Source organism: Affinundibacterium amnicola (assembly GCF_014284275.1).
Lineage (GTDB): Bacteria > Pseudomonadota > Gammaproteobacteria > Burkholderiales > Burkholderiaceae_D > Undibacterium > Undibacterium amnicola.
In genome coordinates this window covers 320284-332145 of the sequence record NZ_JACOFU010000002.1, presented here as the reverse complement: position 1 = coordinate 332145, position 11862 = coordinate 320284, and the positions used below count along the sequence as shown (strand labels likewise).

General features: G+C 46.4%; 9 protein-coding genes. 6 read left to right on the top strand and 3 right to left on the bottom strand.

All coding sequences use genetic code 11. The features are described 5' to 3' along the window. Window positions 1-167 precede the first annotated feature (167 nt). Window positions 168-704 (top strand): DUF924 family protein, encoded by a 537-nt coding sequence (locus H8K33_RS05740; protein WP_186890036.1) that lies wholly within the window; start codon window positions 168-170, stop codon window positions 702-704. Window positions 705-756: 52 nt separating this feature from the next. Further along, a complete protein-coding gene (locus H8K33_RS05735) occupies window positions 757-1170 on the top strand; it encodes a cupin domain-containing protein (RefSeq protein WP_246443373.1) in 414 nt (137 codons plus the stop codon). Window positions 1171-1410: 240 nt separating this feature from the next. On the opposite strand, the gene H8K33_RS05730 is transcribed toward H8K33_RS05735, so the two are convergent. The 3 genes from H8K33_RS05730 to waaA form a co-directional block, all read right to left on the bottom strand. Then, on the bottom strand, window positions 1411-3606 hold the full coding sequence (locus H8K33_RS05730) for a S9 family peptidase (RefSeq protein ID WP_186890035.1): 2196 nt from the start codon (window positions 3604-3606) through the stop codon (window positions 1411-1413). A gap of 98 nt (window positions 3607-3704) precedes the next feature. Further along, window positions 3705-4613 (bottom strand): DUF2785 domain-containing protein, encoded by a 909-nt coding sequence (locus H8K33_RS05725; protein ID WP_186890034.1) that lies wholly within the window; start codon window positions 4611-4613, stop codon window positions 3705-3707. Between the two features lie 69 nt (window positions 4614-4682). Continuing rightward, on the bottom strand, window positions 4683-5957 hold the full coding sequence (waaA, locus tag H8K33_RS05720) for a lipid IV(A) 3-deoxy-D-manno-octulosonic acid transferase (protein ID WP_186890033.1): 1275 nt from the start codon (window positions 5955-5957) through the stop codon (window positions 4683-4685). A 564-nt stretch (window positions 5958-6521) separates the two neighbouring features. On the opposite strand from waaA, the gene H8K33_RS05715 reads away from it, so the two are divergent. From H8K33_RS05715 to H8K33_RS05700, 4 genes are read left to right on the top strand one after another with little or no spacing between them, the layout of a single operon-like run. Beyond that, window positions 6522-8168: an AMP-binding protein gene (locus tag H8K33_RS05715; RefSeq protein WP_186890032.1), complete on the top strand. Its 1647-nt coding sequence runs from the start codon at window positions 6522-6524 to the stop codon at window positions 8166-8168. Next, window positions 8165-10558 carry a bifunctional salicylyl-CoA 5-hydroxylase/oxidoreductase gene (locus tag H8K33_RS05710; RefSeq protein WP_186890031.1) on the top strand — a complete coding sequence of 798 codons (2394 nt, stop codon included), beginning with the start codon at window positions 8165-8167 and terminating at the stop codon, window positions 10556-10558. Before H8K33_RS05715 ends, H8K33_RS05710 begins: the two co-directional genes overlap by 4 nt. A gap of 1 nt (window position 10559) precedes the next feature. Then, a complete protein-coding gene (locus H8K33_RS05705; protein WP_186890030.1) occupies window positions 10560-11345 on the top strand; it encodes an SDR family NAD(P)-dependent oxidoreductase in 786 nt (261 codons plus the stop codon). Next, on the top strand, window positions 11345-11857 hold the full coding sequence (locus tag H8K33_RS05700; RefSeq protein ID WP_186890029.1) for a MarR family winged helix-turn-helix transcriptional regulator: 513 nt from the start codon (window positions 11345-11347) through the stop codon (window positions 11855-11857). The genes H8K33_RS05705 and H8K33_RS05700 overlap by 1 nt, the downstream gene beginning before the upstream one ends. Window positions 11858-11862: the final 5 nt, after the last annotated feature.

The following is an 11862-nucleotide window of genomic DNA, read 5'->3' as shown; positions in this document are numbered from 1 at the left end:
TCCGCAATTAATTTCTTACATTTAGTTTCTTGATACGCACTTTTTAATCTGCGTAGTGTGCATGGAAATTGATTGCCTATTCCTTTCTGTACTGGTAACTTCTCCTTGATTCTTGCGTTCGCATTGAGTCAAGCGTTCAATCTCGATCTGTGATTATGGAGGTGACCATGTATCAAGAAATTATTCAATTCTGGTTTGAAGAAATTGATCCAAAAAAATGGTGGATTGCCGATCCTGAATTTGATCAATTGATCGCAAATCGTTTCTTGCCATTGATGCGACGAGCAGCCGCCGGTGAATTGTATGCATGGCGAAATGAACCAAAAGGGCGTCTCGCAGAAATCATTGTTTTGGATCAATTTTCACGTAATGTCTATCGCAAAACGCCACTCGCGTTTGCACAAGATCCCATCGCTTTAGTGCTGGCGCAAGAGGCGATTCACATTGGCGTTGATAAAAATTTGTCAGAAACCGAACGCAATTTTCTGTACATGCCTTTTATGCATAGCGAATCGCGCCAAATCCACGTATGGGCAGAACAACTGTATCGCGATCATGCACCTAAGGGTAACTACGAGTTTGAATTAAAGCATAAAGTGATCATTGATCGATTTGGTCGTTACCCGCATCGCAATGAAATTCTTGGACGAGAATCAACAGCGGAAGAAATTGAATTTTTGAAAGAAAAAGGATCGAGTTTTTGATGACTTTTGTTCGGCGTTTATTGATCTAGTTACTGCTCAAAAGAGGATTGTTATGTACGTTGCTATCGCAAAAAGACGCATGATTTTTATTTGTATTTTCCTTAGTGGTGTCGCTAGTACGCTGGTAGCCCAAGGCTTAAATGATTCATTTCAACGCAAAGAACAAAAACGTACAGACTTATCTGGTGCGCCTAGCATGGAAGTGATTTCTTCCATTGCCGAATACCGGCCTGGTGAAGTCTTAGATTTGCATATTCATCACGGCATAGAAGCTTTTTATGTTGTTCAAGGTGCGCAAATACAGATGCCTGGTAAAGAGCCAATGACGCTGGCAACTGGTGCGGCATTAATGAATCTACGCGATGTGAAACACGGCGGTTTTAAAGTGATAGGTGACACATCATTAAAATTATTTACCGTGCACATAGTTGATAAATCTAGGCCTTTGTATGACTACGTAAAATAGGTGCCGCTCTGCATAGCTTGAAATGCATGAGCCGCGTAAACGTGTGGTAGCGATATAAGCCAGTCGACCTGAGTCTAGAATTTCAGTCATGAGTATGGACAATCAGAAGTTGAGAAGTGCGTGGAACAATGCGCAAATCTGGGTTTAAGCTTACTAGGCGTTAAAAAAACCGACAGTTTTGACGCTGTCGGTTTTTTCGTCTTTAGTCCAATAAAATCAGACACTCAATCTAAAGGACGCTTATAAATTGTCCTGCAAAAATTTCCACTTAGCTTTTTGCATAGACCAGTTTTGCCATGGATCTGCGACACCGTGACCTTGACCAGGATAGAGTTGCAAGCTGTAGTCTTTGTTTGCTTTTGCTAAGGCATCAACCAGCATGACGGTGTTTTGTGGGTGAACATTGTCATCCATAGTGCCATGCATGATCATGATTTTGCCACTCAGATCTTTTGCTGCTTTCAGTGCCGAACCCTTGTCGTAACCTTCTGCATTTTCCTGCGGTAGACCCATGTAACGTTCAGTGTAAATACTGTCATACAAACGCCAATCGGTCACTGGTGCGCCAACAAAACCAACTTTCCAAGCTTTGCTGTGCGTCATCGCGTAAGAGGTGAAATAGCCGCCATAGCTCCAACCATTTAAGGCAATTCTATCCATATCGGCGAAGCCTTGTTGGCGTAACCATTCAAGGCCATCTAACTGATCTTGTAATTCCAGCTGACCCAGTTTTTTATGAATCGGCCACGCACTGGAAACACCTTTGTTACTTGCGCTTTGATTGTCCATTACCCAAACCACATAACCTTGTTGCGCCAGGAAGTGGTAATACAAATTGGCATTCCATTGATCACGTACTTGCGGCGCCATTGGGCCAGCATATAAATGTTGATAGACGGGATATTTTTTCGTTGCATCAAAATTGGCTGGCAAGAATAATAAACTTTCCATCATGAAGCCATTGCGAGACTTAATCTGCTGGTGTTTCACTGTCGCCAATTGCAGGTCTTTCAACTTCGTTGGTACACCAGCGTCATCGACCATTTTTACCTGCACACCAGCATCGGTGAACAAAGCTTGTTTCGGCGTTTGTGCCATGCTGCTCCAGCTATCGACGAAATGCGTAAAGGTTTTGTTCCAACGCACCATGTGCGAACCTTTTTCTTCGGTCAAGCGTTTAAAGTTACTGCCATCGAGATTAACGCTATAGGCATCATTGCCGATTGGATTACGCTCATTGGCGGCGAACAAGACGCGTGATTTAGCTTCATCGACGCCGTGAACAGTTCGCACATCCCAGTCACCTTGAGTCAGTGCTTTCACTAATTGGAAATTCTTATCGTAGTGATACAGGTGGCGATGACCGGTGCGGTCCGATTGCCAGATAAAGCTACCGTCTTTTAAGAAGTGCGGCAATGGTAAGCGTTCTGTCCATGCTGGGCTGGTTTCTTTGACGACGACTTTACTATTAAGCTTGGCATCATAAATGCGCAGATCTAACCAAGTTTGTACACGATCCTGCCAAGCTGCCATCAGCTTGCCATCAGGCGTCCAGTCCACTTGAACAATCAAGGTTTCTTTGCCTGCATAGGGATCTTGGGTCCAGCTGATTTTTCCTTTTAAATCTACTACGCCGAGTTTAGTGATTGGATTGAAGTCGCCAGCTTTTGGGTAACGAGTACGATCAGTTTTCACTGGCTGAGCGTGATCACCACTCAATGTATAGACCGGTACTTTAGTTTCATCGAAACTTAAGAATGCCAACTTTTTAGAATCTGGTGCCCAACGGAAGGCGCGGAAATCACCACGCCCATAAACCTCTTCTTGATAAACCCAATCTAAGCGGCCGTTAAATACCGTTTCGCTGCCACCTGTAGTCAAACGGGTTTCTTTGGCCGTCGCAACGTCTGTCGCATACATATCATTGCCTTTTAAATAGGCAACAGTCTTTGCGTCTGGTGATAATAAGGCTTCGTCTTCCTTGACATCTGGCGTGTTGGTAAGTGCGCGCGCTTTGCTGGTATTGAGATCGAGCAACCAGATGTCGTTTTTGTGCGTGAAGATATAGCTCTTGGTTTCAGGTTTAATTCTTGCACTCAGTTGATCTGCTAACTTAGTGACTTCTTTTTCATCAATCTTCGCTGTTTTTAAAATGCTCAGTACATTGCCATCCGCTGGTAGTGCAGTCTTTTCCCATGTGCTTGGGTTGACGACGAATAATTCTGCAACTCCTTTATTCACTTTGGATTCGATCAAGCGATTTTGATTATCCCAAGATAAGCGAGTTAATGGTGCAGCATTAAAATTCACGCGTTGCTCTGGGTGATACAGCATTTCTAATGTGAGCTTGCCATCACCAGCATAGGCGGCTCCACTGGCAGCGAAGCTTGCTGCGATAGCGATTGTAATTGCGCTCAAGGGAATAGTGCGTTTCATGGATGTTCCTCCAAATGATTTTTCTTGATAATTGGATAAAGCAAAATAATATTTTTAAGGGTCAAAAAGTTGACCACTTGAGACTGGTAAATCGGTACTTAGTTCAATTTTTTCATAGACTTGATGACGATAGGAAGTAGCTTTTCTTGTAAGGCAATTTGCTTGCTTTCTTGTAAGTTGACATAGATTGCAGAGAGAAATGCGCTGAGATTGTGCTTACGCGCCAGACTTGCTTGTGTAGTTTTTTTCAGGTCTAAGGAAGTGGAAAGTAAACTAGCGAACCAAGTGTCCCATTCCTCGCTCGTAAGTGACGAACGCAAGCCCAGGTAAAAGACTGGTGTCATCAAGCGTTCCGCTTCGCCATATTGATAGAAGTGTCGCTCATTGCGGATTTGCAGAGCCAGTGCGGCAAGCATCGTTTCGTGTTGAGATTTATTTAAAGCTGGATTCAATGATAATTGCATCATCCAATCGGCTGCATGAGCAACCCCATGGCGCCAACCAGTTTTCTCATCAAATCCGCGGAAGTCAACAATTTGGCCAAGATACAGTGCAGCGGTTTCTACCATTTCTTGGCGTTGAGAATCGGACATAAAAGCCTTACGTCGATCGACTCGAGCGACTTCGGCAAGTACTAAAGCGGAAAATGGTTTAGCAAAGCCTTCATCATCAGCGGATGTTTTGTCGAGAATTTGCTTCAGCAGTTGTTCTCGAATTTGGTGAACTGTTTCGCTACTAAGAAGTTCACCACGCATCCAAAATGACAATGCTTCAAAAGTAATTTCATCACGTAACTGTGGATTCGAATTGCTTAGACAATCCAGCATTGCTAAGGCAGTTTGTTGGCGCTGTGTTGCGTCACTGATTTTCCATTGTGAAGTCTTGAGTTTTTTTAAATCATCTAAAGATTTTCCGCTGGGCGGACATCCTGCAAAGCTATTCGCGCTAACGAGGATGCTCACACTTAATAGAAATTTTGCAGCAAAAACATGAAAGCTTGTTCGCATTTTTTGTCTCCTTGAATCTTTCAATACTCTTTAAACAGACCGCTTAGGTTCAAATACGTTCAAATACGTTCAACGGATGAACTTTTCGATTGCCTTCATCGTTCTATCAGTTGCACCTTGATGTTGTAAGAAAAATGCATGGGCTTGTGCTCCCATAGCTAAACGCTTGTTGGTGTCGTCGATTAAAGCTTGTGCGCTTCGCATCACGTCCTCAGCATCGCTAGCGCGTTGCGCACAGCTGGCATCGATTGCTTGTTCCGTGATTTCAGAAAAATTAAACGTATGCGGGCCGGTTAATACAGGGCGACTCATGGCAAAGGCTTCAATTAAATTGTGACCACCTAAAGGCACCAAACTGCCGCCGACAAAAGCCAAATCACTAGCGGCATAGTACATATACATTTCACCCATACTGTCACCCAAAAACACTTGAGTATCTGATGGAATTGGCAATTCTGCTTGATCTAGATCGAGAGTCGAACGACGCACAAAGCGCAATTGATGTTGATGTAATAGAGCAGCGACCTGATCAAAGCGTTGTGGATGACGCGGTGTAATAATCAGTAAGGCATGCGGTAATTCCAAGCGCATAAAGGCGTCGATAATTAAGGGCTCTTCACCTTCTCGTGTGCTTGCGCAAATGAAGACTGGACGATTTCCAAAATAGGCGCGTAATTTCGCGCCGCGCTCCGCCATTAAAGGTGGTGGTGTGACATCAAATTTCATATTGCCAGTGATGCAGAGCTCACGAACACCTAAAGCGCGCAGGCGTTCGGCATCAGGACCCGATTGCGCGGCAACATAATCAATTGACTGCGCTGCTGGCAACATCAAAGCAGATAGACGTTGGGCTTTTTTTAAGGAACGTTCGGAAAGTCTTGCGTTAACTAAAGTCACGGGAACCTTCGCCGCTTTGCACTGCGCAATTAAATTAGGCCAAACTTCGGTTTCGATTAAGACACAAATCCTTGGGCTAAAGTGACGTAGAAAACGTCGTATCATCCAATTGATGTCATAGGGAACAAAGGCTTGATGGACGCGATCAGCGACATTGGCGAATAGTGCCTGTCCTGTGCTGCGGCCAATTGGTGTCATGTGTGTCAGTAATACATGATGCTGTGGGTACGCCTTTAATAGCGCTCTGATAATTGGCTCGGCGGCGCGGGTTTCTCCCGCTGATACCGCATGTACCCAGATGAATTTTTGCTGAGTATTTGATGCATACCAGCCAAGTCGTTCACGGATGTGTTGGCGATAGCCAGGTTCTTGCTTACCACGCAACCACAGACGCAAAATAACGAAGGGAAGAGCGAGTGACCAAGCTAGTGAGTATAAAAATCGCATTAAGGCAGGAAGTGCAGAGCTTGTAAGCGCCTGCTGAATTGTTAATTAGGTGCTGAATATACCTTAAAACCTGGATTAAGTAGCCTATGAAATTCGTATTTTTATACATCGATGGTGAATAACTGAATTTGCAGCGCTTTATTTAATCGATGTCAATTCTTCAAAAACTGAGGATTTACGTAAAATTTTTCTAGTTTTTCGTTTATTAGTGCTTCTCCTTGAATGCTTGATTCGGGTTGAAGAATGTACCAATGTACGACCAAGACCTAGTGGAAGCGTTTAGTAGTATGTTGCTTGACTAGGTCAATACGCCTTAGATCGCAGAAGCAGATTGCACATGCTTGTGTTACTGGGCTCAGCAACGTAACTTAGCAAGGTTAGCGTCAGTTTTGCCTAAGTCCTAAAAATTATAAAGCTTTATCAATTGTAAAAAACTAAGCCTCTTAATTTTTACTTTACCTTTAAATAGTTTAGGTTTAAAGTAAATGTCCGTTTGGGTGTCCAATTCAATCAAAATAACAAGAAATTGGAACAAATGCCCAATTAAAGAATGGAGACTTAACGATGCCTATCAGTTTTCCGCAATCTGCCCATGTCGATACCTTCGCATTCGAGCATCTGCCTCCACCTGAGCAGTGGCCAGAATTGCTATTTGATTTGCCTGAATTGCAGTATCCCGAACGCCTCAATTGCGCGCAAGCTTTTTTAGAAGACATTGCTGCGCAAGGTTTTGCCGACAAAGTGGCCATCCGCAGTGCCAGCGCTAATTGGACGTATGCGGAGCTATGCGCGAAAGTGAATCAGATTGCGCATGTCTTGGTCGAGGATATGCAGTTAGTTCCAGGTAATCGCGTGTTATTGCGTGGTGCGAATAATCCCATGATGGCGGCTTGCATTTTGGCTGTGTGGAAAGTGGGCTGCGTAGCGGTACCGACTATGCCTTTGCTGCGCGCCAAAGAGCTGAGCGTGATCATCGATAAAGCACAAATCTCTGCGGCCTTGTGTTCCGCGGCACTGCAAGAAGAATTAGAGAGTGCGCAGAAATTGAGTCCCGTGCTACAGCAGATTAAAATCTTTAATTCTGAGGCTTCCGGCTCGGTCGATCAATTGATGGCGAGCAAATCAAAACGCTTCACAGCGATCGATACGCACGCAGAGGACGTTTGCCTGATCAGTTTTACTTCGGGCACAACAGGTATGCCCAAAGGCACCATGCATTTTCATCGCGATGTATTGGCGATCTGTGATTGCTTTCCACGTTCGATTTTACAATCACAAGCAAGTGATACGTTTATCGGTACGCCACCGTTGGCATTTACCTTTGGTCTTGGCGGCCTATTGCTATTCCCTCTGCGCATCGGTGCAACCGCGGTGCTGCTGGAAAAGCTTACACCAGAAACCTTGCTCAAATCTATCGACGAATATCAAGCGACAGTGTGTTTTACTGCACCGACTTTCTATCGTCAAATGTTGCCCATGGTGCCGAATTTTTCACTGAAATCGCTGCAAAAGACGGTATCTGCTGGCGAGACTTTACCGGCAGCAACGCGTGAAGCCTGGCAAGCTGCGACAGGTTTAATCATGATCGACGGCATAGGCGCGACCGAGATGTTGCATATCTTTATTTCCGCGGCGGGAGAGCAAGCTCGATCCGGTGCGACGGGGAAAGCCGTGCCCGGATATCAGGCTTGTGTCCTTGATGAGAACGGTGATCCAGCACCTGTGGGTGTGACAGGTCGATTGGCTGTGAAAGGGCCAACTGGTTGTCGTTATCTGGCAGACGACAGGCAAAAAAATTACGTCTTAAATGGTTGGAATTTGACTGGCGATGCTTACGAAATGGATGCCGAAGGTTATTTCCATTATCGCGCACGTACCGACGACATGATCATTACGGCGGGTTACAACGTGGCTGGTCCAGAAGTGGAAGAAGTGATACTTAAACATCCCGAAGTCGCGGAATGCGCGGTCGTTGGTTTGCCAGACGAAGAACGCGGTCAGATTGTCAAAGCTTTTGTCGTCTTGCGCGATGCCACGAAGGCGCATGATCCTATGGCTAGTGAAGCTTTGGTCAGCGATATTCAACAATTCGTCAAAGCCAATGTCGCCCCCTATAAATATCCACGCTGCATAGAATTCAAAGATGCTTTGCCTCGTACAGAGACGGGCAAAGTACAGCGATTTAAATTAAAGACAATCCAAAACACATGAACATACTTTGCATAGGCGGTGGCCCCGCGGGATTGTATTTTGCAATGCTGATGAAAAAGCAAAACCCGGCACATCGTATTGTGGTGGTTGAACGCAATCGACCTTACGATACCTTTGGTTGGGGCGTGGTATTTTCTGATCAGACTCTAGGTAATCTGGTGCAAGCCGATGAAGTGACCGCTAAGACTATCTTGCAAGCCTTTAATCATTGGGATGATATTGATGTCCATTTCAAAGGCCAGGTCGTCACCTCAGGCGGACATGGTTTTTGTGGCATAGGACGCAAACGCTTACTGAATATTCTGCAAGAACGCTGCGAACAATTGGGCGTGGAATTGGTATTTGAAACCGATGTGCAAGATGACCAGATTTTGGCACAGACCTATGATGCCGATTTGGTGATCGCCAGCGACGGCTTGAACAGTCGAATTCGCACACGTTATGAAACGACTTACCAACCCGATATCGATACACGTAAATGCCGCTTCGTCTGGCTAGGCACGAAAAAACTTTTCTCCGCATTTACTTTTGCATTTGAAGAAACCGAACATGGTTGGTTTCAAGCCCATGCTTATCAATACGATGGTGATACCGCGACCTTTATCGTCGAGACACCAGAAGAGGTATGGTTGAAAGCGGGTCTTGATCAAATGGATCAGGCGCAAGCCATCGCTTTTTGTGAAAAAATATTCGCGAAATATTTGGACGGCAATGCCTTGATGAGCAATGCCAGTCATCTGCGTGGCTCAGCGAATTGGATTAAATTTCCGCGCATTATTTGTAAGCAGTGGATACACCAAAATCACATCAATGGCAAAACTGTACCGGTCGTCTTAATGGGAGATGCCGCGCATACGGCACATTTTTCTATCGGCTCGGGAACCAAGCTGGCCTTAGAAGATGCGATAGAACTGGCAGATTGTTTTGCAAAACACGGCGCAAGCGGCATGCAAGCCGTGATGGATGCGTATCAAGAAGTGCGTGCAATTGAAGTGCTGAAAATACAAAGCGCGGCGCGCAATTCGATGGAGTGGTTTGAAAACGTCCATCGTTACACAGCGATGCAAGCACCGCAATTTGCTTACTCCATGTTGACGCGTAGTCAGCGTTTATCGCATGAGAATTTACGTCTGCGCGATGCTGCATATGTGCGTAGTTTTGAAGTCTGGATTGCGGAGCAAGCCTTTGCCAAAGCGGGTATTGCCATGCCCAATACCAAGCAAGCTATTCCGCCCATGTTCACGCCCTTCAAAGTACGTGATGTGATCTTGAAAAATCGCATTGTGGTGTCGCCGATGGCGCAGTATTCCGCGGTCGATGGTGTCGCCGGTGATTATCATTTAGTGCATCTTGGTAGTCGTGCGATGGGCGGCGCTGGCTTAGTGTTTGCGGAAATGACTTGTGTCTCGGCGGAGGGCAGAATTACACCAGCATGCCCAGGCCTGTATGCACCAGAACACACCCAAGCGTGGAAGCGCATCGTTGATTTCGTGCATGCGAACAGCGATGCCAAGATCGCGGTACAGCTCGGTCATGCAGGCGCTAAGGGATCAACCAAACGCGCTTGGGATGGGATTGATCAGCCTTTAGATTCAGGTAATTGGCCTTTGATTTCAGCTTCAGAGCAACAATATTTGCACGGCGTTTCGCAGGTCGCGACAGCGGCGACCAAGGCGCAAATGGCGCAAGTGTTAAATGAATTCGTGGCAGCGACCATTGCGGCAGATCAGGCTGGTTTTGATTGGCTGGAATTGCATTGCGCGCATGGATATTTTTTATCGAGCTTCATTTCTCCGTTGACGAATCAACGTAGTGATGAATATGGCGGTAGTTTGGAAAACCGTTGTCGTTATCCTTTAGCCGTGTTCGTTGCCATGCGCGCGGTTTGGCCTGCGCATAAGCCTATGTCGGTACGTATCTCGGCGCACGATTGGGTCGAGGGTGGCATTACGCCAGATGATGCTGTGGCGATCGCTACATTATTTAAACAAGCCGGCGCCGATATGATTGATTGTTCATCAGGCCAAGTCAGCAAACAAGAAAAACCTGTGTACGGACGCATGTTTCAAACGCCGTTTTCGGATCGCATTCGTAATGAGGCGCAGATTGCCACTATTGCCGTTGGTGCGATTTTTGAAGCCGATCATGTGAATAGCATAATCGCCGCCGGGCGTGCCGATCTGTGTGCGATCGCCAGACCTCACTTAGCTGATCCTGCCTGGACTTTGCACGAAGCCGCCAAGCTAGGATTTACTGACATTAGTTGGCCACAACAATACATCGCGGGCAAATTGCAATTAGAACGCAATCTGGAACGAGAGCGTCAAGTTGCCGCGGCCAGTCGTGGTATGAGCCCGCAAGAAATTGCCGCAAAATTATTGGAAGGCTGATATGAATTTTTTTCATCCCGCATTAGTCGGCAAACATGCTCTGGTTACGGGTGGTGCGACAGGAATCGGTCTGGCTATTGCCCAGGCATTGTTAGCGCAAGGTGTCAAAGTGACGATCAGTGGCCGTACTGAGGCGACTTTGCAAGCGACAGTACAGCAGTTGACTGACGCTGGATTGATTCAAGCGATCGTGATGGACGTCAGTGACAGTGCTTCGGTAAAGGCTGGCTTTGCGCACGCCGTGGAGCAATTCGGTACGGTCGATATTTTGATCAATAATGCAGGGCAAGCAAGCTCTGCCTCATTCTTAAAGACGACAGAAACGCAATGGCAGCAAATGCTAACAGTGAATCTGACGGGTACGTTCTTGTGTACGCAACAAGTATTGCCCGCGATGTTGGCGCAATCTTGGGGACGCATCGTGAACGTGGCGAGTACAGCAGGGCTCAAAGGCTACGCCTACGTTGCAGCCTATGCGGCAGCCAAACATGGTGTGATTGGTTTGACTAAGTCCTTGGCATTAGAAGTTGCGCAAAAAGGGGTAACCGTGAATGCAGTGTGCCCTGGCTATACCGAAACCGACATCGTACGCGAAGCGATTACCAACATCATGGCAAAGACAGGTCGTACTGAAGAGCAAGCTCGCGCGGAACTCGCAGCAGGCAATCCGCAACAGCGCTTGATTCAACCCGACGAAGTTGCTGATGCTGTGCTCTGGCTGTGTTCGCCTGCGAGTGCGTCACAAAACGGTCAGTCAATTGCGGTTGCTGGTGGCGAGGTGATGTAATGAGCGAGCGAGACACCGCAACGGAAACGATCGATCTGGAAACACGCTTAACCCAAGATCATCATCAGTCTTTAAAATTATGGCTGCGCATGTTATCAACCACGGTGATGATAGAAAATGAAATCCGCAACCGCTTACGTGCCGAGTTCGATACGACTTTGCCGCGCTTTGATTTGATGGCGCAACTCGAACGGCATCCCGACGGTTTGCGCATGGGTGAATTATCCAAACGTATGATGGTCACGGGCGGCAATATCACGGGTATCACCGACCAGTTAGAGCAAGAAGGATTGGTCATGCGTGTGAGCGATAAACAGGACAGACGCGCGTATAGCGTAAAACTCACAGCGGCAGGACGTAAGACATTCAAGACTATGGCGAGTGTGCACGAAGCATGGGTTGCAGAATTGTTGGCAGGCTTAGATCCTGAGCAAAAAAATCAAATGATTAGTATGTTGTCGAGCGTGAAGTCGGATTTGAGCGCGGGCAGCAAACATAATGAGAACGAATGAGAATA